A 23,675-nucleotide genomic window follows, 5' to 3' on the forward strand; every position below is an offset into this window, starting at 1 on the left:
GCTTACATCAGTAAGTGACCGGGGTGAGAGAAGGCAGCCAACGCCCCTGCAGCGCGAATTATGACGCAGGCTGTGAAATCCAGAGGGTGGGCCAATCATCACTACTATGCCAGGCATCACAGGTCTTCTCCTCCGCATACTCCGCCAGCACGAAAGCATTACCATCAAACTGCCAGCGTGTGGCCACACCGCAGTCGCCTAAACCGCGCCCTTTACTGAAGGTATACAGCTGGCCGTTACTGGCATCGAACTCGGCGTTCACCAGCTCCAGCTGATTATCAGTGCGCGACGGCGGGGTAAACGGCAGGTTGAGCGTGATGCCGCGCGACACATACGGCTGGCTGCGCGTGACTTCAAACGCCAGATCGATCACGTTGTAGGCCCCGGTTTCGCAGCTTATCAGCAGCAGCGCTTTGCTGTCGGTGAGTGGCGCAACGCTGACTTCCCGCCGCAGCGGATCGAGCGAGCAGTTATCGGTATTGACACGCCAGGTTCCGTAATCGATCAGGCCGGTGGTTTCCTGCTGCGTCAGCGGCGCGGGTGCGGGCATTGGTGCCGGCAACTGCGGGATGGCGGGCGGCGGTGGCACATCCCACTGCACGCGATCACCGCGCTTTACCCAGGCGCTGGCACCGTTAACCCGCCCCTGCACGTCATCCATCAGCAGCAGCGCCGCTTTCATACCGCGCAGCGGAATACTGGCGCTGGCTTTATAGGTGAGCTGTAAATTGCTGGCATCCAGCGTCTGGGCGAGAAATTCGTCGATGGCGATGGCGTTGCTGGTGGCCAGATGATGCGGCTCCACCGTCCAGTGTTTGAGGTCCGGATTGAGGCGGCGCTGGTCGAGCAGCAGGTTGTCTTTTAGCGCCGCGCCCGGCAATGCACCGCTATAGGCGCTGCCGTAATCAATGCGCAGCAGTGGCCGATCGTTGACCCCGGCGTGACGTGAAATCGTCATCACCAGGCCATTATCGCCAGGAAAACTGCGTGCCACGCAGAACGCTGCGTTGTTGCAGGTGATCTGCCAGTCGGAAAACGACTTTTGCAGCGGCTCGGCCTGTACGCTGGCGATCAGCAGAAAGGGCAATAAAAGCAGCGACTTCATCCAATACGACATGAAAAAAAACGATCCCCGATTCCTGGAAAGAAAATGATAGCGCAATGCATGCGCGGTCATCAGGCCGAAACTGTGAAGTGGCCTGAAAAGCGAAGTTAACTGCTGAAAAAGCCGTCGCCTTATGGGCAATCTGTGTGGAATAGCGCAACAGCTCCATCATCCGGTGCGGCTGATTTCTGCTCAATCGGATTCGTCGGACAATTTTTACCCCCTTCACAAAACGGTCAAATACACACAAACGGTCATAAGCGGTCATGCTATGGTGCTGGCAGAGCGTCAACGCTGTGCACGGTCTCTCTCATTCCCTCGCGTAATAACGCGCATTTATGTGAATGCGATCACTCAAATTTGAAATAAAGAGATCTCATTTACATAAAAAATCCAATGAAAATCACCTTAATGTCGCCGGGCCAGTTGGTCGCTGCGGACTCGTGCCCAGCCCACATTTTCACATTCCGGCATCCAGTAATTTATAGCCATCGGAGGGAAGTCATGTTGCCGATTGAAAGACAGCAGCGAATTATTGACGAGCTTAATTTAAATGGTCGGGTCATTGTCGCTGAATTAGTCACGCTGTGTCAGGTTTCGCAGGAAACCATTCGTCGTGATTTAACGCAGCTGGAGAAACGTGGCGTATTACAGCGCAGCCACGGTGGTGCAGTACCAGCCAAACGACAGGCCGCCAACATTCAGGGAAATACACGCGGTATTAACGAGTATGAATTATCTTTTCGCCAGCGCATGAATGAAAACGTCGAGGCCAAGATGGCGATAGCCAAACGGGCACTCGATTTTATCAGCCCCGGTGATTGTTTATTACTCGACAGTAGTACCACCTGCTGGTATCTGGCACGACAGCTACCGGATATTGAATTAACGGTGTTAACCAATTCTATCAGAATCGTCCAGACCCTTGCAGCGCGCGGCAGTATCCGCACCATCTGCCTGGGTGGAGAATATTCTGACCGTTATGAAGATTTCCACGGCGTCGTCGCAGAGCAGCCGCTACGGGAATTTCAGATCAATAAGATCTTTTTTTCCTGCAGCAGTTTGGGCAATGACGGTTATTTACGCGAAGGTAACGAAAACAACGCACATTTAAAACAGCAAATGTTGTTAGCGGCAGAAAGAAAACATCTGCTGCTGGACGGCAGTAAATTTCTGCGCCCCTCATTCGCGCGTATTTGTCATTACCGCGATGTGGATTTTCTCATCACTGACCAATTAAAAGACAAAGAGCTGGAACAAGAACTGGCGTGGAACGGCGTCAATATTATTGATTGCTCGCAACGCAGCCATTCGATGCAGCTAATAAAAAATTAATCCGGAGTCTTTATGAAAAAACATCTTATCGCCTGTTCTCTGCTTGCCCTGTTTGCCGCCGCTGGCGCGCAGGCCGCTGACAAAATCCGCATGGGCATCGTGGTAAAAATTGGCGGTATTCCGTGGTTCAACGCCATGGAAGCGGGCATCAAAAGTGAAGCGGCAAAACGCGGCATCGACGCGTGGATGGTGGGGCCAACCGCCGCTGACCCGGCGCTGCAGGTGCGCGCGATTGAAGATTTGATTGCGCAGAAGGTCGATATCATCGGCGTGGTGCCAAACGACCCGAAAGTGCTTGAGCCAGTGCTGAAGCGCGCGCGTGAAGCCGGGATCATGGTGATTACTCACGAATCGCCCGGCCAGAAAGACGCCAACTGGGATTTCGAGCTGGTCGATGCGCCGACCCACGGCATCAACCATATGAAAGCACTGGCAAAATGCATGCATGAAGAAGGCAAATACGCCATGTATGTCGGCAGCCTGACGGTGCCACTGCATCAGGAGTGGACCGACGCCGCGCTCAACTACCAGAAACAGCACTATCCGAAGATGCAGCTGGTGACCGACAAATTCGGCGTCGGCGAATCGCTGGATGACTCCATCCGCACCACCAACGAGCTGATGTCTAAATACCCGGATCTGAAAGGCATTATGGCCTTTGGTTCTCAGGGACCGATTGGCGCCGGCCGCGCGGTCATGAACCGCAACAAGATCGATCAGGTGTGCGTCATCGGTGCCTTCAGCCCGGGCCAGGGCGCGTCACTGGTACAGCGCGGTGCTATCAAGGGCGGTTATATCTGGAATCCGCAGACCGCCGGTGAAGTATTTGTGCGTATCGCCGACATGATGGAGAAGAAAGAGCCAATCACCGACGGCATGACCATTGAAGGGCTGGGCAAAGTGAAGGTGGATGAGGCGACGCACACCATTCTCGGTAACAACACCGAAAGTCTCGATAAAGAGAACCTGCCAAAACTGGTGAAAATGGGGCTGTAACATGCAAGAGGTCACTCCACAGACGCTGATTGCGCTCGACAACCTGTCGAAAACATTTGGTGGCAACCGCGCACTGAGCGATATCTCGCTGACCCTGCTGGCCGGCGAAGTGCACTGTCTCGCTGGCACCAACGGCTGTGGCAAGAGCACCTTAATTAAAGTCATTTCCGGGGTGCACGCCCCGGACAGTGGCAGCCGCATTACCCTCGGCGACGGCCAGAGTTTCCCGCGTCTGACCACCCGTCAGGCGCGCGACTTCGGTATCCAGGTGATTTACCAGGATCTGTCGCTGTTTCCTAATTTGAGCGTGGCGGAGAACATCGCCTTTGAGCATAACCTCAACGGGTTGCTCGGCTGGCACCGTCAGGCCCGGCTGCGCGACACCGCGCGCGGCATTATTGATGAGCTGAAATTCGATCTCGATCTGAATGAGAAAGTCGCCGCGCTGTCGATTGCCCAGCGCCAGCAGGTGGCGATTTGCCGCGCGCTGGTGGCCGATGCACGACTGGTGATCATGGACGAACCCACCGCGTCGCTGACGCGTACCGAGGTCAATCAGCTGCTGCGCACCGTGCGCTATCTGAAAGACAAAAACATCTGCGTGGTGTTTGTCAGTCACCGGCTGGATGAAGTGCTGGAGATTTCGGATCGCGTGACGGTGATCCGCGACGGCCGCAAGATGGGCTGCTGGCCAGCCAGAGAGATGACGCCGCATCACCTGACCGAACTGATGACCGGCCTGAAGCTCGACTACCAGTTAAAAGCGCCAACGCGCAACGCCGATCGGGCGATTCTCGAAGTAGAGAAGCTGACGCGCGCCGGTCAGTATCATGACGTCAATTTCAAACTCTACGCCGGTGAAGTGCTGGGCCTGTGCGGCCTGCTCGGCTCCGGCCGCACCGAACTGGCGCTGTCGCTGTTTGGCATGACCAAACCGGACAGCGGCAAAATCTGGCTCGACAGCAAGCCGGTGCGTTTTCGCGGGCACGAAGACGCCATCAAAGCCGGCATCGGCTACGTTTCGGAAGATCGCCTGACGCTCGGCCTGGTGCAGCAGCAGTCGGTGGCCGACAACATGGTGCTGCCGATCCTCGATAAGCTGCAAAACCGTTTCCACCTGATCGACGAATACCGCAAGAACAAGCTGATCCTGCAGTGGATTCAGCAGCTCGGCGTGCGCGTGGCCGATCCCAACCTGGCGATCTCCACCCTGTCCGGCGGCAACCAGCAAAAAATCGTGCTGGCAAAATGGGTACTGACCCAGCCGCGCATTCTGATCCTCGACTCGCCGACCGTCGGCGTGGATGTCGGCGCCAAGGCCAGCATCTATCAGCTGATCCACGAGCTGGCGAAAGAGGGACTGTCGATCATCCTGATTTCCGACGAAGTGCCGGAGGTCTGGTACAACTGCGACCGCATTCTGCACTTCCGCGACGGCACCATCCATGCCGAATACCAACCCGATACCGTGGCGCAGGAACAGCTGGCGGAGGTGATTAATGCCTGATTTCTCTCGTTTACGTCCGCACTCCAGCCAGGGCTGGCTCGCCTGGGTGCTGCTGGCTTTCATGGTGTTCTTCTCGCTGGCCAGCGATCAGTTCCTGACAGTGCAGAACCTGCTGGATCTGGCGGAAAGCTATGCCGTTACCGGCATTTTCGCCCTCGGCCTGTTTGTGGTGCTGGTGACCGGCGGTATCGATATCTCCTTCGCCGCCGTGGCGTCGGTGGTGCAATACCTGATCGCCTCGCTGTTTGTGCAGTTCCAGTTTGATAACGCGCTGCTCAGCATTCTGCTGGCTATCGTCTGTGGCACGCTGTTTGGCGTGATCAACGCCCTGCTGATCACCTCGCTGCGCGTGGTGTCGATCATCATCACCATCAGCATGCAGTCGCTGCTGTTTGGTCTGCTGATGTGGGTTACCGGCGGCAAAAGCCTCTACTCACTGCCGGACTGGTGGATCACCCTGCGCAGCGTGCTGCCGTTTAGCGTACAGGGCAACAGTTTTCAGATTGGCTTACCGCTGGCGATCATGCTGGTGATTGCCGCCCTCACCGCGCTGCTGCTCAACAAAACCAATCTGGGCCGTCAGCTGTATGCGGTGGGCGGCGATGCGGAATCGGCGCGGCGCATTGGCATCCGCGTGGGATTGATTCACGTGTTTGCCTACGGCTGGCTCGGGGCGATGGCGGCGATTGGCGGGCTGGTGCAGGTGTACCGCATGGGTGAAGTAGTGCCGAACGCGCTGGTCGGCGGTGAGCTGGATGTGCTGGCTGCGACGGTGCTGGGCGGTGCCAGCCTGATGGGCGGCAAAGGCACGGTCAGCGGCACGCTGATGGGCGTATTCCTGATCGCCATCCTGAAAAACGGCCTCAATCTGATCGGCGTCTCCAACTACTTCATGAACATTGTGGTCGGCGGCACGATTATGGTGGCGATTGCCGTCACCCACTACAAAAAACGTAAAGAAACCGACGTCAGTTTCGTCTGACGGGAGGAGCCATCATCATGAAATCTCTCTCTGCGCTGCGGCCGGACGGCACCAACATCGGCCTGATGCTGTTGATTGCGCTGGCGCTGGCCACCTTCAGCGTCATGCTGCCGGGCCGCTTTCTCACTGATTCGACCTTTATGAGCATGGCGTTTCAGCTGCCGGAGCTCGGCCTGTTAACGCTGGCGATGTTTATCGCCATCCTCAGCGGCGGCCTGAACCTCGCCATCATCGCCACCGCTAACCTGACGGCGCTGTTCATCGCCTGGACCCTGATGAGCGCCCTGCCCGCTGATGCCGGTACCGGTCAGCAGCTGCTGTGGCTGTTTATCGCCATCGTCGGCGCGATGGTGATTGCCGCCGTGATTGGCGTAATCACCGGCGTGATGGTAACGCGCATCGGCGCACACCCGATTCTGGTGACGCTGGCCACCATGATGACGCTCAACGGCATCGGCATCTGGCTGACCAAAGGTGCGGCGGTGAGCGGTATGCCGCCGGTGGTGCAGTCGCTCGGCTCAGACACACTGCTGGGCATGCCGCTGCCGCTGTGGGTATTCCTGGTTGCCGCCACGCTGCTGGCGCTGTTTCTCGGCAAAACCCGCGCCGGCAAATGCATCTACATGGGCGGTAGCAACATCAACGCCACCTGGTTCAGCGGCATCAATACCCACCGTATGGTGATGCTGGTGTACGTCATCTCCAGCCTGCTGTGCGTGCTGGCCGGCCTGATCATGATGGCGCGCTTTAACTCGGCGCGCATGGGTTACGGCGATGCCTACCTGCTGCTGACCGTGCTGGCCATCATTCTCGGCGGCACCGATCCCAACGGCGGTTTTGGCCGCGTGACCGGCGTGGTGCTGGCGCTGATTGCGCTGCAGGTGCTCTCCACCGGCTTCAACCTGATGAACATCAGCCAGCACGTCAGTCTGGCGATGTGGGGTGCCGTGCTGGTGGTGGTGCTGGCCTTCAAACAACTCAAAGCGCGCTTTAACGATCACCGTGCCGTCAGGCTCAGCAAACTGGCCGCGGCGCTTAATCCTCTGACCGAAAAAAAGGAAGTATGATGCGTATTCAAGTCTCCCCGTCGTTGATGTGTATGAATCTGATGGAGATCAAGCACCAGCTGGCCGTGCTGGACTCCCGCGCTGACTTCCTGCACATCGACATCATGGACGGCCACTACGTTAAAAACATCACCCTGTCGCCGTTCTTTATTGAGCAGATCCGCCCGCATACCAAAGTGGCAATCGATGTGCATCTGATGGTGGAAGAGCCGACCGACTTTATTGAAGCGGTGGCCAACGCCGGCGCCGATTACATCTGCCCGCACGCTGAAACCATCAACCGTGATGCGTTCCGCGTTATCAACCTGATTCGCAGCTACGGCAAAAAAGTGGGCGTGGTGCTCAACCCGGCCACGCCGGTCTCCTTTATCCATCATTACATTCATCTGCTGGATAAAATCACCGTGATGACCGTGGACCCGGGCTATGCCGGTCAGCCGTTTATTCCGGAGATGGTGCAGAAGGTGCAGGAGCTGAAGGCGCTGAAGCAGCCGCACGGCCACCGCTACCTGATTGAGATTGACGGTTCCTGTAATACGCGCACCTACAACACGCTGGTCGGTGCCGGTGCCGAAGTGCTGATTGTCGGTACTTCCGGCCTGTTTAACATTCACGAAGACCTCGCCACCGCGTGGAACATGATGCGTGAGAGCATTGATGAAGCGCAGGGCCTGGCGCAGGTGTCGGCATGACAACACGCTGGCTCGGTATCGACATTGGCGGCACCGGCACCCGTCTGCAGTTGATGGAGGCGGGCCGCATCTGGAGCAGCTTTCGTAAAGTGCCCACCGCCAGCTGGGCGCAGCAGCCCGATGCGCTGGCCGCACTGGGGCAGCTGATTGCGGAAACGCTGGAGCAGCAGCCGGTCAGCGGTGTGATGCTCGGCCTGCCGGGCATTCTCAGCCGCGATCGCCAGCAGGTGATTTCACTGCCGTTCATTCAGGCGCTCGATCACCAGCCGGTAGCGGCGCTGCTGAGTGAACGACTGGGCGTGCCGGTGGCGATGGATAAAGACGTTAACCATCTGATGCTGTGGGATTTAATGCAGCTGGAACAGCTGCCGGAAAATGCGGTAGGTCTGTATCCTGGCACCGGCATGGGCAACAGCCTGTGGATCAACGGCCGCTTCTACCATGGTCAGCATGGCGGAGCCGGTGAACTCGGCCACGTGCCGGTGGCCGGTAACGCGCTGCCCTGCCCGTGCGGCAACCACGGCTGCGCGGAAACCGTGACCTCCGGCCACTGGTTAAGTCACTGGGCGCAGGCCTATGCGGCGCAAACGCCGATGTCGGCGCTGTTTACCCATCACGGTTCTGACCCGGCGCTGCAGGCGTTTGTGCAGCGTCTGGCGCAGCTGATCGCCACCGAGATGAACATTCTCGATCCGGAGTACCTGATTCTGGGCGGCGGCGTGCTGGCGATGGCAGATTTCCCGCTGGCGCAGCTGCGCAGCCAGATTCAGCAGCATTTACGGCCGCCGGCCACGCGGGATGGTTTGAAAATCATCTTCAGTCAATCCACCGATCACACCGGCTGTCGCGGCGCCTGCCTCGCCGCAGAACGGCTGTTCAGGAGCGCGCAATGAAAGGAAAAGTGTGTGTGTTTGGCTCGTTCAACCTCGACGTGGTCGCGGTGATGAACCGTTTTCCCCTGCCGGGCGAATCGCTCACGGCACACAACAGCATGATGGGGCCTGGCGGCAAAGGGGCCAACCAGGCCACCGCCGCGCTGCGCGCCGGGGCGCGCGTGCACTATATCGGCAAGGTGGGTAATGACGATTTTGGCACGTTTGCCCGTCGCCATCTGGAGAAGACCGGTTTCGATGCCATTACGCTGTTCACCTGTAAAGAGAAACCCACCGGCAACGCGCTGATTTACGTGGCGGGCGATGATGCCGAGAACATGATATCGGTCTATCCCGGCGCAAATACCACCGTAACCGCGGCCGAAGTGGCGCGCTGTCAGCCCACCGTGGCTGCCGCCGATATTCTGCTGGTGCAGCTGGAGAACAACCTCAGCGCCATTCAGCGCATGATCGACAACGCGCGTGCCGGCGGCACGTTTGTCATTCTGAATCCGGCACCGTGGCAGAAAGTCAGCGATGCGCTGCTGGCTAAGGTGGATCTGTTAACGCCCAACAGCACCGAAGCGATGCAGCTGAGCGGCGTAAAAGTGACCGATTTTGCCAGCGCGCAGCGCGCCGCCGAAGTGCTGCACCGTAAGGGCGCGCGTCAGGTGATTATTACGCTTGGCACCGCGGGCGCCCTGCTCTCCAGCGCGGAGCAGCAGCTGCGTATTCCGCTGTTTCCTGCCCAGCCGCTCGACACCACCGGTGCCGGCGATGCCTTCAACGGTGCGCTGGCGGCGCGCCTGGCGTCCGGCGATGCGTTACCGCAGGCGGCGCTGTTTGCAGCGGCGTTTGCCTCGCTGTGCGTCGAGCGTTCCGGCGCGGCCAATTCTATGCCCTCCTACGCCGAAGCGCTGGCGCGCATGCAGGCCCATCCGGAGTGTGAAGTAACGCCGTTAAATGCTCCGGAAATCACGCACATGGCGTAGTGGCGCAATGCATTGCGCCCGGCATCGGCAGAGTCGGCATTCGTGCCGGCCCTGCGAATTACCGCCGCGGTTATGCCTGCAACCAGCCCATCAGCTGCGCATAGTGCAATAACATAATGGTTTTGCCGTCGCGAATGCGCCCCTCTTTCACCATCGCCAGCGCCTGAGGAAACGGCAGCTCGAGTACGGTGATCTCTTCATCTTCCACGCCGCCGCCGTCGTTAGCGCGCTGCGCATCGCTGTATTCAGCGGCGAAAAAGTGCAGCAATTCGGTCACGCCGCCCGGCGACATGTAGGCCTCAAACAGCTTTTCGACCTTACCAACCTGATAGCCGGTCTCTTCCACCGCTTCTTTACGGATGCAATCTTCCGGCGTGTCGTTATCCAGCAGCCCGGCGCAGGTTTCAATCAGCTCACCGCTGTCGTTGTCGTTAACATAGGTCGCGATGCGGAACTGACGAATCAGCACCACGCTGTTTTTTTCACGGTTGTAGAGCAGAATGGTGGCGCCGTTGCCGCGATCATAGACTTCACGTTTGTGACGTACCACGTCGCCGTTGCTGCGGGTGAGTTCGTAGGTATAGTTGCGCAGAATGAAATAATTATCAGACAGCAACTTATCTTTGATGATGTTGATCTTTAACGACATAGCCGCTCCACTGCGTAGCTGAGGGAGCCTGAGATAATAGGCCGAAGCCGCCGGGAAAACTATCTGAATTGTGGAGCAGGTTGCCTGCGATGGCGTAAGGCTGTCAGTTGAGCATTACGCCTTTTCAACCTTCATAGCACGTGTCGTAGCGGCGCAATTTATTGCGCATCCGGGCAGCTGTGCAGTGATTAACTTAGCGCGATAAATCGCGCCGCTACAATGTGCGCAGAATGATGGTGCAGAAATAAAATGCCGTACGAATCGTAGCGGCGCAATTCATTGCGCATCCGGGCAGCTGTGTAGTGATTAACTTAGCGCGATAAATCGCGCCGCTACAATGTGTGCAGGATGAAGGTGCAGAAATAAAATGCCGCTACGATGTGTGCAGGATGAGGGTGCAGAAATAAAAAGCCGCACGAATCGTAGCGGCGCAATTTATTGCGCATCCGGGCAGCTGTGCAGTGATTAACTTAGCGCGATAAATCGCGCCGCTACAGTGTGCGCAGGATGATGGTGCAGAAATAAAATGCCGCTACGATGTGTGCAGGATGATGGTGAAGAAATAAAATGCCGCACGAATTGTAGCGGCGCAATTTATTGCGCATCCGGGCAGCTGTGTAGTGATTAACTTAGCGCGATAAATCGCGCCGCTACAATGTGTGCAGGATGAGGGTGAAGAAATAAAATGCCGCACGAATCGTAGCGGCGCAATTTATTGCGCATCCGGGCAACTGTGCAGTGATTAACTTAGCGCGATAAATCGCGCTGCTACGATGTGTGCAGGATGATGGTGCAGAAATAAAAAGCCGCACGAATCGTAGCGGCGCAATTTATTGCGCATCCGGGCAGCTGTGCAGTGATTAACTTAGCGCGATAAATCGCGCCGCTACGATGTTGTGTGGTTTGCGGCGGTATCAACCGGTCGGCACGAAAACCCTGATACCGCACCGGCAGGCGCGGCCAGGGTCGCGATTAGAAACCGTTTGGCTGGTCTTTCATATCCGGCAGATGGTGGGCAATGCCTTTATGACAGTCGATACAGGTTTGTCCGTCCTGCACCGCTTTGCTGTGCATTTTGGCGGCGACCGTTTTCTGCGCGGTGAAGTCCATGTAGTCGAAGTTGTGACAGTTACGACACTCCTGCGAATTGTTGTTCTTCATCCGGCGCCATTCGTTCTGCGCCAGCTCGATACGCGTCTCTTCAAACTTCTGCGGCGTATCAATCAGGCCAAAGATCTTGGCGTACACCTCTTTACTCGCCTGGATCTTACGAATCATCTTCGGCCCCCACTCGTGCGGCACGTGACAATCCGGGCAGGTGGCGCGCACGCCGCTGCGGTTGTTGTAGTGCACCGTCTGCATATATTCCTGATAGACGTTGTTGCGCATTTCGTGACAGCCAATACAGAACTGCTCGCGGTTGGTCATCTCCATCGCGGTGTTAAAACCGCCCCAGAAGATGATGCCGCCAGCAAAACCAAGAATCAGCAGCGTGCCGAGCGCCAGACGGCTGGGGCGTCGCCACCAGCGCCAGATACGTAAAAGTTTCTGTTTCATCGCCACCTCACTGCCCAAAGCCGTCAGCCGGCTTAAAGGTGTTTTCCACCACCGGTTTGGCATCGGTCTGCGGCACGTGACACTGCAGGCAGAAGTAGCGACGCGGCGATACCGTGCTGCTCACTACGCCGTCGCGGTCAGTGAAGTGCGTCGGACTGACGCGCGGCGCGCCGGTGGTCAGATAGCTCTGGGTGCCGTGACACTGCAGGCAGCGGTTCACGTTCTTCGTCACCTGGTAGCCCTCCACGCTGTGCGGAATCACCGGCGGCTGATTAACATAATTCAGCGGCTTACGGCTCTGCTCTTTGGGCTGATGAATGGTGCCCTGCTGCGTTGCCGTCACTTCCGGTGACTGATTGAGATCGACGCCGTTATTAGCGTACACCACGCCGCCCAGCATCAGGGCGGCGGCGGTTACAAGAGTGATAAAAGGTTTCATTGCATCCTGCCTCAGATTTTCACCAGCTTAACGGCGCATTTTTTGTAATCGGTCTGCTTCGACAGCGGATCGGTGGCGTCCAGCGTGATGTTGTTGGCCAGCACGCCGGCATCGAAGAACGGCATAAATACCAGCCCCTGCGGCGGCTGATTACGCCCGCGCGTTTCCACGGTGGCGAGGGTTTCGCCGCGACGCGATACCACGCGCACCTTCTCACCGCGACGGAAGCCGCGATCTTTGGCGTCCAGCGGATGGATATACAGCAGCGCCTGCGGCACCGCGCGGTGCAGTTCCGGCACGCGGCGCGTCATGGTGCCGGTGTGCCAGTGCTCCAGCACGCGCCCGGTGCAGAACCACAGGTCGTATTCGGCATCCGGCGCTTCCGCTGGCGGCTCGTACGGCAGGGCAAAAATGGTGGCTTTGCCGTCCGGCTTACCGTAAAAACGTACGCCCTCACCGGCTTTCACGTAGCTGTCGAAACCTTCACGATAGCGCCAGCGCGTCTCTTTGCCGTCCACTACCGGCCAGCGCAGACCGCGTGCCTCGTGATAGGTATCGAACGGTGCGAGATCGTGACCGTGGCCGCGCCCAAAGCTGGCATACTCCTCGAACAGGCCTTTCTGGATATAGAAGCCGAACTCGCGCGCTTCATCGTTGAGGCGATCGTCGGCCACTTCGCTCAGCGGGAACTGATTCACCTGGCCGTTGGCATACAGCACGTCGTACAGGGTTTTCCCTTTCAGCTCAGGCTGCTGAGCAATCAGCGCCTCTGGCCACACGTCCTCAACGCGGAAGCGTTTGGCAAAGGTCACCAGCTGCCACAGATCCGATTTCGCCTCGCCCGGCGCTTTCACCTGCTGATGCCAGAACTGGGTACGGCGCTCGGCGTTGCCATAGGCGCCCTCTTTCTCTACCCACATCGCCGTCGGCAGAATCAGGTCGGCAGACAGGGCGCTGACGGTCGGATACGGGTCGGATACCACCACAAAGTTGCGCGCATCGCGCCAGCCCGGCATGCGCTCCTGTGTCAGGTTCGGCCCGGCCTGCATGTTGTTGTTGCACATCACCCAGTAGGCATTCAGCTTGCCGTCTTTCAGCGCGCGATCCTGCGCCACGGCGTGCAGACCAACTTTGGCTGGCACCGTGCCCTGCGGCAGCTTCCACAGTTTTTCAGCTAAAGCGCGATGTTTGTCATTGTTCACCACCATGTCGGCTGGCAGACGGTGCGCAAACGTGCCCACTTCACGCGCGGTGCCACAGGCCGATGGCTGGCCGGTGAGCGAGAACGGTCCGGTGCCCGGACGGGAAATTTTGCCGGTCAGCAGGTGGATGTTGTAGCACAGGTTGTTCGCCCACACGCCGCGCGTATGCTGGTTGAAGCCCATGGTCCAGTAAGAGACCACCTTCACGTTCGGATCGGCGTACAGCTCCGCCAGCGCGATCAGCTGATCCTGCTCTACGCCGCTCATGGCGCTGGCTTTTTCCACCGTGTATTCCGCGACAAATTTCGCATACTCATCGAAGCTGATTGGCGTCGACTCGCCATTGTCCGGATTTTTCGCCGCCGCCTGCAGCGGATTGGTCGGGCGCAAACCGTAGCCGATATCCGTCACGCCTTTACGCAGCGTGACGTGATTCTGCAGGAAGGTTTTATCGACTTTGTTGTTCTGAATAATGTAGTTAGCGATGAAGTTGAGGATCGCCAGATCGCTCTGCGGCGTGAAGACGATGGCGTTATCGGCCAGCTCGAAGCTGCGGTGGCGATAGGTCGACAGCACCGCCACTTTGACGTTGTCATTGCTGAGACGACGCGCGGTCAGGCGTGACCAGAGAATCGGGTGCATCTCGGCCATGTTCGATCCCCACAGCACAAACGCATCGGCCTGCTCGATGTCATCGTAGCAGCCCATCGGTTCGTCCATGCCGAAGGTGCGCATAAAGCCCACCACCGCAGACGCCATGCAGTGGCGCGCGTTCGGATCGAGGTTATTGGTGCGGAAGCCCGCCTTCATCAGCTTTGATGCAGCGTAACCTTCCCACACGGTCCACTGGCCGGAGCCAAACATGCCGACCGATTCCGGGCCGTTGGCTTTCAGCGCCGCCTTAAATTTCGCTTCCATGATGTCGAACGCCTGATCCCAGCTTACCGGGGTGAACTCGCCGTTCTTATCGAATTTGCCGTCGGTCATGCGCAGCAGCGGCTGGGTCAGACGATCTTTGCCGTACATGATCTTCGGCAGGAAGTAGCCTTTGATGCAGTTCAGACCGCGATTAACCTCCGCCTGCGGATCGCCCTGCGAGGCGACCACGCGGCCATTCTGCGTGCCGACCAGCACGCCACAGCCGGTGCCACAAAACCGGCACGGCGCTTTTTCCCAGCGAATCGGCTCAGCCAGGCTGGTGGCCGCTTTGGTCACGGTCGGAATGGTGAGACCAGCAGCCGTTGCAGCAGCAGCCGCCGCATTGGCCTTCATAAAATCACGACGACTCAGGTTCATGATGCTTCCTTACAGGGTTCTTCAATTTCGTCTTGCTGGTGATAAACCAGCGATACCGCCAGCACATCCGGGATGTTGCGGGTGGCTTCAATGTTGCTCAGCAGCGTGGCGCTGTCGGCCGCGCCCAGCGTTAGCGCCAGCGTGCCGCGTGCGGCATCTTCCGCCGCAATGTCGCTGTCGGCAAAGTTCAGTAGCGCCTGCCGCACCGCCGCGATCGCGGTCGGACGTGCCTGAATCACCAGGCCACATACGTGCCAGCTGTCGTTATTCGTCATGATGCAGTCCTGTGGCTGAGACCGGACACGGCGCGATACAGGCGCCACAGCCGGTGCAGTGTTGCGGAAGGATTTCCGGCTGGCCGATGCCGTTGGGCATCAGGCGAAAACGGATCGCCTGCTGCTCACAACTCTCCTGGCAGCTGCGACAGTTAACGCCAAGAAAAGCGATACAGCGGCTGTCGATGCGGATGCGCCGGCTAAAAGGTTCAGTGTCGCGCGGCTGAAACAGCGGCTGCGGGCAGACATCGGCACAGGCGGCGCAAAAGGTGCATTCGCCCTGCAGAAAGTCGAGCTGCGGCGCTTCGCCAGCGGCGATGCGGATAATGCCGCTCTCGCAGGCTTGTACGCAGCGGGCGCAGCCGTCACAGCCGCTCTCACCCCGCCACCACGGCAACGCGATACCGCCGGCAGGCATGACGCGCTGCCCGGTAAAGAGTTCACGTCGCGACAGCGCCATCGGCTCACCTCAATGCGGGGATGTAGAGATGGTGCGTAAAATAACCTGAGGTTATGAAGGGCTATATCACCCGAAAGGTGTAATTCCCGATGCGGGATCAAGAGAAGGATAATTGAAATAAAAACGGGGGCCGACTGGCCCCCGCAGGTGAGCATCGCTGCGATTAACGCGCGTTGTCTTCCGCCAGTTTAGGCGCCGCATCATCTTGGTCGTCATGATGATGCTCGTGCTCTTTCATCGCCTCCGCCTGCACGCGCTTACGCACGCCAAACCAGCCGAGCACCAGCAGCACGGCAATCAGCGGAATTGAAGCAATGGTGTAAGTGCCGTTCGGGTAGTCAAACGCCATCAGCACCAGCACGCTCACCAGGAACAGCAGCGTCAGCCACGAGGTAACCGGCGCCCACGGCAGCTTGAAGCTGACATCTTCCGCTTTGCCCTCTTTGATGGCTTTGCGCAGACGCATCTGGCACACCACGATGAACGCCCACGAGGAGATAATCCCCAGTGACGCCACGTTTAAGACGATCTCAAACACCTGCGACGGAACGTAGTAGTTGAGCACTACGCCGATCACGTACACGCCGATGGTCACCAGGATACCGGCGTACGGCACCTGCTGCTTACTCATCTTCGACATGAACTGCGGCGCCGAGCCGCCCATCGACATTGAACGCAGAATACGTCCGGTGGAGTACAGGCCCGAGTTCAGGCTCGACAGCGCCGCGCTCAGCACCACGATGTTCATAACGCTGCCAATGTAAGGCACGCCCAGTTTGGAGAAGAAGGTGACGAACGGGCTTTGTCCGGCCTGATAGGCGTTCCACGGCAGCAGCAGTACCAGCAGCACCACGGAACCCACATAGAACAGGCCGATACGCCAGATCACGCTGTTGATGGCTTTCGGCAGCATGGTTTTCGGGTCTTTACACTCGCCCGCCGCCGTGCCCACCAGCTCAATCGAGGCGAAGGCAAACACCACGCCCTGTACCAGCACCAGCGCCGGCAGCAGACCGTGCGGGAATAGCCCGCCGTTGTCGGTGATCAGGTGGAAGCCGGTGGTGTTGCCGTCCAGCGGTTTACCGCTGCCGAGGAACACCACGCCGACAATCAGGAACACCACGATGGCCAGCACTTTCACCAGCGCGAACCAGAACTCCATCTCGGCGAACCACTTCACGCCGATCATGTTCATGGTGCCGACAATCGCCAGCGCGCCCAGCGCAAATACCCACTGCGGCACATCACCAAACGCGCCCCAGTAATGCATGTAAAGCGCCACCGCGGTGATATCGACGATACCGGTCATCGCCCAGTTAACGAAATACATCCAGCCCGCGACGTAGGACGCTTTTTCCCCGAGGAATTCACGCGCGTACGAAACAAAGCTGCCGCTGGAAGGGCGATGCAACACCAGCTCGCCCAACGCACGGAGAATAAAGAAGGAGAAGATACCGCACACCAGATACACCAGTGCCAGTGCCGGACCGGCCATCTGCAGACGCGCGCCGGCACCGAGGAACAGACCGGTACCGATAGCGCCGCCAATGGCGATCATTTGTACCTGACGGTTACCCATCGCTTTGTGGTAACCCGTATCGTGAGAGTTAAGCCAGCGCCTTCTCGCAGCACGCTGTTCGGCTGGCGTTTTTTTAGTAGATTTCATAGCTTTCCTGTTTGTCCTGTCCATCAATCACCGCGTAACCAATCGATTGCGCCGGGCAGTGCGAAATGGGGTAAAACCGGCCCCTGAGCGGCGGAACGATGCCGCGCGGCGAGCCGGGAAATTACGGCGATGAATCCTACCCGTTCTGCATGAACGAAGCAAAATTTACTGGCTGACTGCACGGGTTGATTTGTAATAATCCGTCGCGACGCACAAAAAAACCGGCCAGTGGGGTGGCCGGTAATCGGTGGCTACAGGAAAAAACTACCAGAGGGGAATAATGAAGGGCATTAACGGTAAATCTCGGCGCTGCCGCTCCACATGCTGGAATCGCCTGGATTCTGCATGCCAATGACGCGATAGTGGCTGGCGCCCATCTCTTCCGCTTTCTGCGACAGCTGACGGGTGGCGTCATCCAGCGAACCGCGCACGCCGCTCACCGAAACGGTGCCGCTGCTTTGCAGGTCCTGGGTTTGTGCCTCGCTCAACGGCGAGGCGGCAAAGGTAGTAAACGATGCGCTGGCAAGCAGTGCAGCAGTCATTACGGCATAACGTGTCTTCATGAGGTGCTCCTGTTGTCGTGCGGGAAAAGGGTTACGCGTCAAAGTATCGGCGAGCCAGTGCAAACCAGGCTGCGCGGGCGGTAAAAGCGTTCAATATTTCGCCAGCCAAACGCCGGTAATCCAGGGAAACGTAAACCGCGGTGAGTTTCTCTGATAAAAGTAACCAGATGTGTCAATTTCGCGCTCGCACCCGCGCTGCGGCTGACTTATAATCCCCCGCTCTTACAATGGTTATTATTGTGATAGTGAAACGTCCCGTTACCCGCACCATTGCCCGCGCGCTCAGCGCGATTGTGCTGCTGTCGCTGTTAACCACTGGCCTGGCGCTGATGACGCTCTCCAGCAGTTTGCGCGATGCTGAAGCGGTGAATGTCGCCGGCTCGCTGCGCATGCAAATCTACCGGCTGGCGTGGGACAGCACGCGCGATCCGCAGCAGCTGGCGCACCATATGCAGCAATATCAGCAGACGCTGGAGTCACCGGCGCTGCAGCATCTGGAGCGTCCGTGGGTGCCGATTGAGGTCAGCAGCCGCTATCGCTATCTGCGCGACAGCTGGCCGGTACTGCAAGAGACGCTGCAGCCGGCGCGGGCGCAGGTGTACCAGCAGCGCGTGGCGGGCTACGTCAGTGAGATTGACCGCTTCGTGCTGGCGGTGCAGCACTATGCCGAGCTGAAAATGCATCTGGTGGCCGCCAGCAGCCTGTTCGGCTTTCTGGCGATTGTCGCGCTGGCGCTGTGGAGCATTGGCTTTATTCGCCGCAACGTGGTGCGTCCGCTCGATTCGCTGGTCACCGCCAGTCAATACGTCGAGCAGGCCAACTTCAGTTTTCCGCCGCTTTCAGTGCATCAGCCCAACGAGCTGGGCGTGCTGGCGCAGGCGTTTACCACCATGGCGGAGCGGCTGCATTCGCACTATCGCCTGCTGGAGTGCGCGGTGCGCAATAAAACCGAAGATTTAACCCAGGCCAACCGCACGCTGTCGCTGCTGTATGAAAGCTCGCAGATTCTCACCGGCAGCCCGCTCAATCCCGAGCTGTTCCAGGGCCTGCTTCGGCTGGTGCAGCGACGGGAAGCGCTGGAGGTGCTGCAAATCGCCAGCGAGGATATCGCCTTCCAGGCCGGCGTGCCCGCCGACGATCTCAGCTGGCAGCGGCTGCCGCTGCAGCAGGAGGAGCAGCGCCTCGGCGAACTGTGCTGGCAAACCCGCCGCGCGCCGCCGGCCGATGAGCTGATGCACAGTCTGGCCAACATGCTGGCGCGTGCACTGTGGATCTGGCAGACGCAGAAGCAGTATCAGCAGATGCTGCTGATTGAAGAGCGCGCCACCATTGCGCGCGAGCTGCACGATTCGCTGGCGCAGTCGCTCTCTTTTCTGCGTATCCAGCTGACGTTGCTGCGGCGTAATGTCGATAGCAGCCAGCCGCAGGCACAGGCGATCATCGCCGATTTTGATCGCGCGCTGGCCGAGGCGTATCAGCAGCTGCGCGAGCTGCTCACCACCTTCCGCCTGAGCATTGAACAGGCCGATTTAGTGCAGGCGATGCAGGCGATGATCGCCCCGCTGCAGGAGCAGTCGCAGGCGGCGATTACCTTTGACTATCAGCCTGGCCTGCAAACGCTGGATGCCCAGCAGCAGGTGCACGTACTGCAGATTGCACGCGAGGCGCTGCTCAATGCAATTCGTCACGCGCAGGCGCAGCAGATTCAGATTCGCTATCAGCGTGTCGCTGATGATGAGCACCTGCTGACCATCGAAGATGACGGCTGCGGTATCAATAGCGTAGAAGAGCCGCCGGGCCACTACGGGCTAACCATCATGGCCGAGCGCGCGGCGCGTCTCGCCGGCAGCTTACTGATTACCCCGCAGGCGCAGGGCACCTGCGTCACGCTGCGTTTTCCCGCCCGCCCCGCGCACCGGCTGGCTTAACGCATTACACTTAGCAAATGGATTGAAACTCTGGAGAACCTATGGCTCACCCTTCCCTGTCTATTATGATCGTTGACGATCATCCGCTGATGCGTCGCGGTATCCGCCAGTTGCTGGCGCTGGAACCGCGTCTGGAAGTGGTGGCTGAGGCGAATAACGGTACCGAAGCGCTGGCCGAAGCGCGCCGTCTGGCACCGGATGTGATTCTGCTCGATCTGAATATGAAGGGCATGTCCGGGCTGGATACGCTGAAGGCGCTGCGCCACGAGGGCGTCGCGGCACGCATTCTGGTGCTGACGGTGTCCGACGCGCGCAGCGATATTTACGCCATGGTGGATGCCGGTGCCGATGGCTATCTGCTCAAAGACAGCGAACCGGAACTGCTGCTGGCGCAGGTAATGCGCGGCGCACAGGGCGAGAACGTGTTCAGCGAGGTGGTGGCAGAATATCTGGCGACCCGCCAGCCCAGCGCCAATCCGTTCAGACAGCTGACCGAGCGCGAGCTGGATGTGTTGCAGGAAGTGGCACGCGGCTTATCCAACAAAGAGATTGCCGCCACGCTGCACATTTCGGAAGAAACGGTAAAGGTACACATCCGCAACCTGCTGCGTAAGCTCGACGTCCGTTCCCGCGTTGCGGCAACGGTGCTGTGGCTGGAGAGCCGCAATGTGTGATTGCGCACATAAAGCTGCTGCGACTTTTACACTTTCTCCATAATTTATCCACGATTCCCTAATTTGCCCCGCGTACAGTAAGCAGCAGCCGGAGTTTTCAGGATCGCCCTTGCACTCCGCCAGCGTGAAGCGCAGCGTGCGGCACGCTTTTACTAATAACAAGTACAAAGTACGCAGCTGAGGAGTGTCGGTTTCATGTCGAACTTTTTTATCGACCGCCCCATTTTTGCCTGGGTGCTGGCTATTTTGCTGTGCCTGTGTGGCACGCTGGCCATTATCTCGCTGCCGGTGGAACAGTATCCGGATCTCGCGCCGCCCAACGTGCGCATCACCGCCAACTATCCCGGCGCATCCGCGCAGACGCTGGAAAACACCGTCACCCAGGTTATCGAGCAGAATATGACGGGAATCGATAACCTGATGTACATGTCCTCGAACAGCAGCAACACCGGCCAGGCGCAGATCACCCTCACCTTTACCGCCGGCACTAACCCGGATGAAGCGCGGCAACAGGTACAGAATCAGCTGCAGAGCGCGCTGCGCAAATTGCCAGCGGCGGTGCAGTCGCAGGGCGTCACGGTAAACAAAACCGGCGACAGCAACATTCTGATGATCGCCTTTGTCTCCACCGACGGCAGCATGGATAAACAGGATATTGCCGATTACGTCGCCAGTAACATTCAGGATCCGCTCAGCCGCATCGACGGCGTCGGCCAGGTCGATGCCTACGGCTCGCAATACGCCATGCGCATCTGGCTCGATCCCAACAAGCTGATTAACTACGCGCTAACCACCGACGATGTGGTCAGCGCCATCGAATCGCAGAACACTCAGGTGGCGGTCGGCCAGGTCGGCGGGTTGCCGTCGGTGGACAAACAGGCGCTGAACGCCACGGTTAACGCCCAGTCGATGCTACAGACGCCCGCGCAGTTTCGCGCCATTACGCTGAAAACCAACACCGACGGTTCAGTGGTGACGCTCGGCGACGTGGCCACCATCGCCATGGGCGCCGAAAAGTATGACTTTCTGAGCCGCTATAACGGCCAGCCCGCCTCCGGTCTCGGCATCAAGCTGGCTTCCGGCGCCAACGAGATGAATACCGACAAGCTGGTGCGCGCCCGCGTCGCCGAACTGGCGCAATATTTCCCGCACGGGCTGGAAGCCAAAGTGGCGTTTGAAACCACGCCGTTCGTTAAAGCCTCCATTAAGGACGTGGTGAAAACCCTGCTGGAAGCGATCCTGCTGGTGTTTCTGGTGATGTACCTGTTCCTGCAAAACTTCCGCGCCACGCTGATCCCCACCATTGCTGTGCCGGTGGTGCTGCTCGGCACCTTTGCGGTGCTGTACGCCTGCGGCTTCAGTATTAACACCCTGACCATGTTCGCCATGGTGCTGGCCATCGGGCTGCTGGTGGATGATGCCATCGTGGTGGTGGAAAACGTCGAGCGCATCATGAGCGAAGAGGGATTATCGCCGCGGGCCGCCACGCGTAAATCGATGGGGCAGATTCAGGGCGCGCTGGTGGGCATCGCGCTGGTGCTGTCCGCGGTGTTTGTGCCGATGGCGTTCTTTGGCGGCACCGTGGGCGCTATCTATCGCCAGTTCTCCATCACCATTGTCTCGGCGATGGTGCTGTCGGTGCTGGTGGCGATGATTCTGACGCCCGCGCTGTGCTCCACGCTGCTCAAACCGCTGGCGCAGGGCCAGCACCATGGCCGGCGCGGATTTTTCGGCTGGTTTAACCGTCACTTCAATGCCAGCGCCGAACGCTACGAGCGCGGTGTGGCGCGCATTCTGCTGAAGAGCGGCCGCTGGCTGCTGCTCTACCTGGCGATTATCGGCGTGATGGCGTTTCTGTTTATCCGTCTGCCCACCTCCTTCCTGCCGCTGGAAGATCGCGGCGTATTCCTTACCCAGGTGCAGCTGCCGCCGGGCTCAACGCTGCAGCAAACCTCGCAGGTTGTGGCAAAGGTTGAAGATTATTACCTGACCGCCGAAAAGGACAATGTGCTGTCGGTGTTCTCCACCATCGGTGCCGGTCCGGGCGGCAACGGACAAAACGTGGCGCGCCTGTTTGTGCGTCTGAAGGACTGGGAGCAGCGGCCAGGTCGCGATCGCACCTCGTTTGCCATCATCGATCGCGCCACCGCAGCCTTTAAAAAGATCAAAGAGGCACGCGTCATCGCCAGCAGTCCACCGGCGATCACCGGCATGGGCAGCTCCTCCGGCTTCGATATGGAGTTGCAGGATCACGGCGGCATCGGGCACACCGAGCTGATGGCGATGCGCGATCGGCTGCTGGCGCTGGCCGACAGCAATCCGGCGCTGTCGCGCGTGCGCCACAACGGGCTCGACGACAGCCCGCAGCTGCAGATTGATGTCGACCAGCGCAAAGCGCAGGCGCTCGGCGTGTCGCTGGATACCATCAACGACACCCTGACCACCGCCTGGGGCTCAACCTACGTGAATGATTTTCTCGACCGCGGCCGCGTGAAGAAAGTCTACGTCCAGGCCGCACCGGAATTCCGCATGCTGCCGGGCGACATCAACAAATGGTATGTGCGCAACAACAGCGGCGGCATGGTGCCGTTCTCCGCCTTCGCCACCAGCCACTGGGAGACCGGTTCACCGCGTCTTGAACGCTACAACGGCTATTCGTCGCTGGAGATTGTCGGCGAGGCGGCTAACGGCGTCAGCAGCGGCACGGCGATGGATGAGATGGAGAAACTGGTGGCGCAGCTGCCGCTCGGCGTTGGCTTCCAGTGGACCGGTGCCTCCTATCAGGAACGTCTCTCCGGCTCGCAGGCACCGGCGCTGTATGCGATTTCGCTGCTGGTAGTGTTCCTGTGCCTCGCGGCGCTGTACGAGAGCTGGTCGATTCCGTTCTCGGTGATGCTGGTGGTGCCGCTGGGCGTGGTGGGCGCGCTGGTCGCCACCTGGCTGCGCGGACTGGAGAATGACGTCTACTTTCAGGTCGGCCTGCTGACGGTGATTGGCCTGTCGGCGAAGAATGCGATCCTGATCGTCGAGTTCGCCAATGAGATCAACAGCAAAGGGCGTGAACTGCTGGAGTCGACGCTGGAGGCATCGCGGCAGCGCCTGCGGCCGATTCTGATGACGTCGCTGGCCTTTATTTTCGGCGTGCTGCCGATGGCGATCAGCAGCGGTGCCGGTTCCGGCAGCCAGCATGCGGTCGGTACTGGCGTGATGGGCGGCATGATCTCCGCCACGGTGCTGGCCATCTTCTTTGTGCCGCTGTTCTTTGTGCTGGTGCGCCGCCGCTTCCCGCTGCGGGCAAAGCCGCACGACTGAGGCTAAATCCGGACAAATAAAAAGCCGCCATGATGAATGGCAGCTTTATTGATGTGTGCGGTAAGAATAACAGCAAGTTGGGAAGTGCCCTGCTTTTCTCTTCACG

The 23,675-nt window shown here is 58.9% G+C and carries 21 protein-coding genes; 11 read left to right on the plus strand and 10 right to left on the minus strand.

Annotation, left to right across the window (positions count from 1 at the left end):
* Positions 1-58 precede the first annotated feature (58 nt).
* Positions 59-994, minus strand: coding sequence for a DUF1176 domain-containing protein (locus F3J41_RS17970; protein ID WP_240656196.1), 936 nt, complete (start codon positions 992-994; stop codon positions 59-61).
* Positions 969-1,373, minus strand: a complete 405-nt coding sequence (locus F3J41_RS23495; protein WP_230857099.1) for a hypothetical protein — start codon at positions 1,371-1,373, stop codon at positions 969-971. Before F3J41_RS23495 ends, F3J41_RS17970 begins: the two co-directional genes overlap by 26 nt.
* 236 nt (positions 1,374-1,609) lie before the next feature.
* Here F3J41_RS23495 and F3J41_RS17975 point away from each other — a divergent pair, with 236 nt between their 5' ends.
* From F3J41_RS17975 to rbsK, 8 genes are read left to right on the plus strand one after another with little or no spacing between them, the layout of a single operon-like run.
* A complete protein-coding gene (locus F3J41_RS17975; protein ID WP_021508063.1) occupies positions 1,610-2,440 on the plus strand; it encodes a DeoR/GlpR family DNA-binding transcription regulator in 831 nt (276 codons plus the stop codon).
* A gap of 12 nt (positions 2,441-2,452) precedes the next feature.
* On the plus strand, positions 2,453-3,436 hold the full coding sequence (locus F3J41_RS17980; protein WP_058758342.1) for a substrate-binding domain-containing protein: 984 nt from the start codon (positions 2,453-2,455) through the stop codon (positions 3,434-3,436).
* Between the two features lies 1 nt (position 3,437).
* On the plus strand, positions 3,438-4,943 hold the full coding sequence (locus F3J41_RS17985) for a sugar ABC transporter ATP-binding protein (RefSeq protein ID WP_021508061.1): 1,506 nt from the start codon (positions 3,438-3,440) through the stop codon (positions 4,941-4,943).
* Positions 4,936-5,925 carry an ABC transporter permease gene (locus F3J41_RS17990; RefSeq protein WP_021508060.1) on the plus strand — a complete coding sequence of 330 codons (990 nt, stop codon included), beginning with the start codon at positions 4,936-4,938 and terminating at the stop codon, positions 5,923-5,925. Before F3J41_RS17985 ends, F3J41_RS17990 begins: the two co-directional genes overlap by 8 nt.
* 17 nt (positions 5,926-5,942) lie before the next feature.
* Positions 5,943-6,992 carry an ABC transporter permease gene (locus F3J41_RS17995; protein ID WP_166711961.1) on the plus strand — a complete coding sequence of 350 codons (1,050 nt, stop codon included), beginning with the start codon at positions 5,943-5,945 and terminating at the stop codon, positions 6,990-6,992.
* Positions 6,992-7,684, plus strand: a complete 693-nt coding sequence (gene alsE, locus F3J41_RS18000; protein WP_166712049.1) for a D-allulose 6-phosphate 3-epimerase — start codon at positions 6,992-6,994, stop codon at positions 7,682-7,684. The genes F3J41_RS17995 and alsE overlap by 1 nt, the downstream gene beginning before the upstream one ends.
* Positions 7,681-8,577 (plus strand): allose kinase, encoded by an 897-nt coding sequence (gene alsK, locus F3J41_RS18005; protein WP_166711963.1) that lies wholly within the window; start codon positions 7,681-7,683, stop codon positions 8,575-8,577. Before alsE ends, alsK begins: the two co-directional genes overlap by 4 nt.
* Positions 8,574-9,548, plus strand: coding sequence for a ribokinase (gene rbsK, locus F3J41_RS18010; RefSeq protein ID WP_166711965.1), 975 nt, complete (start codon positions 8,574-8,576; stop codon positions 9,546-9,548). The genes alsK and rbsK overlap by 4 nt, the downstream gene beginning before the upstream one ends.
* Before the next feature lie 70 nt (positions 9,549-9,618).
* Here the strand turns inward: rbsK and nudK are convergent, their stop codons facing one another.
* From nudK to F3J41_RS18050, 8 genes are all read right to left on the minus strand, one after another.
* Positions 9,619-10,197 carry a GDP-mannose pyrophosphatase NudK gene (gene nudK, locus F3J41_RS18015; protein WP_166711967.1) on the minus strand — a complete coding sequence of 193 codons (579 nt, stop codon included), beginning with the start codon at positions 10,195-10,197 and terminating at the stop codon, positions 9,619-9,621.
* Positions 10,198-11,169: 972 nt separating this feature from the next.
* A complete protein-coding gene (gene napC, locus F3J41_RS18020) occupies positions 11,170-11,754 on the minus strand; it encodes a cytochrome c-type protein NapC (protein WP_058758337.1) in 585 nt (194 codons plus the stop codon).
* A 7-nt stretch (positions 11,755-11,761) separates the two neighbouring features.
* Positions 11,762-12,193, minus strand: a complete 432-nt coding sequence (gene napB, locus F3J41_RS18025; protein ID WP_021508053.1) for a nitrate reductase cytochrome c-type subunit — start codon at positions 12,191-12,193, stop codon at positions 11,762-11,764.
* Positions 12,194-12,204: 11 nt separating this feature from the next.
* The gene (gene napA, locus F3J41_RS18030; protein ID WP_104094115.1) at positions 12,205-14,691 is read right to left on the minus strand and encodes a nitrate reductase catalytic subunit NapA; all 2,487 of its coding nucleotides are present in this window, start codon (positions 14,689-14,691) and stop codon (positions 12,205-12,207) included.
* A complete protein-coding gene (locus F3J41_RS18035) occupies positions 14,688-14,966 on the minus strand; it encodes a chaperone NapD (protein WP_021508051.1) in 279 nt (92 codons plus the stop codon). Before F3J41_RS18035 ends, napA begins: the two co-directional genes overlap by 4 nt.
* Positions 14,956-15,426 (minus strand): ferredoxin-type protein NapF, encoded by a 471-nt coding sequence (gene napF / locus F3J41_RS18040; RefSeq protein ID WP_021508050.1) that lies wholly within the window; start codon positions 15,424-15,426, stop codon positions 14,956-14,958. Before napF ends, F3J41_RS18035 begins: the two co-directional genes overlap by 11 nt.
* A gap of 163 nt (positions 15,427-15,589) precedes the next feature.
* Positions 15,590-17,092: an L-asparagine permease gene (gene ansP / locus F3J41_RS18045; protein ID WP_031279802.1), complete on the minus strand. Its 1,503-nt coding sequence runs from the start codon at positions 17,090-17,092 to the stop codon at positions 15,590-15,592.
* 290 nt (positions 17,093-17,382) lie between these two features.
* Complete coding sequence (locus tag F3J41_RS18050; protein WP_058770823.1) at positions 17,383-17,655, minus strand: DUF1471 domain-containing protein; 273 nt, start codon at positions 17,653-17,655, stop codon at positions 17,383-17,385.
* Between the two features lie 239 nt (positions 17,656-17,894).
* On the opposite strand from F3J41_RS18050, the gene narQ reads away from it, so the two are divergent.
* The 3 genes from narQ to acrD all read left to right on the plus strand — a co-directional run bounded on the left by narQ (position 17,895) and on the right by acrD (position 23,569).
* On the plus strand, positions 17,895-19,583 hold the full coding sequence (gene narQ / locus F3J41_RS18055) for a nitrate/nitrite two-component system sensor histidine kinase NarQ (RefSeq protein ID WP_058758332.1): 1,689 nt from the start codon (positions 17,895-17,897) through the stop codon (positions 19,581-19,583).
* Positions 19,584-19,624: 41 nt separating this feature from the next.
* Positions 19,625-20,257, plus strand: a complete 633-nt coding sequence (locus F3J41_RS18060) for a response regulator (protein WP_058758331.1) — start codon at positions 19,625-19,627, stop codon at positions 20,255-20,257.
* Positions 20,258-20,452: 195 nt separating this feature from the next.
* On the plus strand, positions 20,453-23,569 hold the full coding sequence (gene acrD / locus F3J41_RS18065) for a multidrug efflux RND transporter permease AcrD (RefSeq protein ID WP_058770826.1): 3,117 nt from the start codon (positions 20,453-20,455) through the stop codon (positions 23,567-23,569).
* The last annotated feature ends 106 nt before the right edge of the window (positions 23,570-23,675 follow it).

Origin of the sequence: Pantoea sp. Ap-870 (genome assembly GCF_011752515.1) — a bacterium.
Taxonomy (GTDB): domain Bacteria; phylum Pseudomonadota; class Gammaproteobacteria; order Enterobacterales; family Enterobacteriaceae; genus Pantoea; species Pantoea dispersa.

Coding starts and splice junctions, on each gene's coding strand:
- F3J41_RS23495 (WP_230857099.1), bottom strand. CDS start 1,373: ATGACCGCTTATGACCGTTTGTGTGTATTTGACCGTTTTGTGAAGGGG.
- F3J41_RS17975 (WP_021508063.1), top strand. CDS start 1,610: ATGTTGCCGATTGAAAGACAGCAGCGAATTATTGACGAGCTTAATTTA.
- F3J41_RS17980 (WP_058758342.1), top strand. CDS start 2,453: ATGAAAAAACATCTTATCGCCTGTTCTCTGCTTGCCCTGTTTGCCGCC.
- F3J41_RS17985 (WP_021508061.1), top strand. CDS start 3,438: ATGCAAGAGGTCACTCCACAGACGCTGATTGCGCTCGACAACCTGTCG.
- F3J41_RS17990 (WP_021508060.1), top strand. CDS start 4,936: ATGCCTGATTTCTCTCGTTTACGTCCGCACTCCAGCCAGGGCTGGCTC.
- F3J41_RS17995 (WP_166711961.1), top strand. CDS start 5,943: ATGAAATCTCTCTCTGCGCTGCGGCCGGACGGCACCAACATCGGCCTG.
- alsE (WP_166712049.1), top strand. CDS start 6,992: ATGCGTATTCAAGTCTCCCCGTCGTTGATGTGTATGAATCTGATGGAG.
- alsK (WP_166711963.1), top strand. CDS start 7,681: ATGACAACACGCTGGCTCGGTATCGACATTGGCGGCACCGGCACCCGT.
- rbsK (WP_166711965.1), top strand. CDS start 8,574: ATGAAAGGAAAAGTGTGTGTGTTTGGCTCGTTCAACCTCGACGTGGTC.
- nudK (WP_166711967.1), bottom strand. CDS start 10,197: ATGTCGTTAAAGATCAACATCATCAAAGATAAGTTGCTGTCTGATAAT.
- napC (WP_058758337.1), bottom strand. CDS start 11,754: ATGAAACAGAAACTTTTACGTATCTGGCGCTGGTGGCGACGCCCCAGC.
- napB (WP_021508053.1), bottom strand. CDS start 12,193: ATGAAACCTTTTATCACTCTTGTAACCGCCGCCGCCCTGATGCTGGGC.
- napA (WP_104094115.1), bottom strand. CDS start 14,691: ATGAACCTGAGTCGTCGTGATTTTATGAAGGCCAATGCGGCGGCTGCT.
- F3J41_RS18035 (WP_021508051.1), bottom strand. CDS start 14,966: ATGACGAATAACGACAGCTGGCACGTATGTGGCCTGGTGATTCAGGCA.
- napF (WP_021508050.1), bottom strand. CDS start 15,426: ATGGCGCTGTCGCGACGTGAACTCTTTACCGGGCAGCGCGTCATGCCT.
- ansP (WP_031279802.1), bottom strand. CDS start 17,092: ATGAAATCTACTAAAAAAACGCCAGCCGAACAGCGTGCTGCGAGAAGG.
- F3J41_RS18050 (WP_058770823.1), bottom strand. CDS start 17,655: ATGAAGACACGTTATGCCGTAATGACTGCTGCACTGCTTGCCAGCGCA.
- F3J41_RS18060 (WP_058758331.1), top strand. CDS start 19,625: ATGGCTCACCCTTCCCTGTCTATTATGATCGTTGACGATCATCCGCTG.
- acrD (WP_058770826.1), top strand. CDS start 20,453: ATGTCGAACTTTTTTATCGACCGCCCCATTTTTGCCTGGGTGCTGGCT.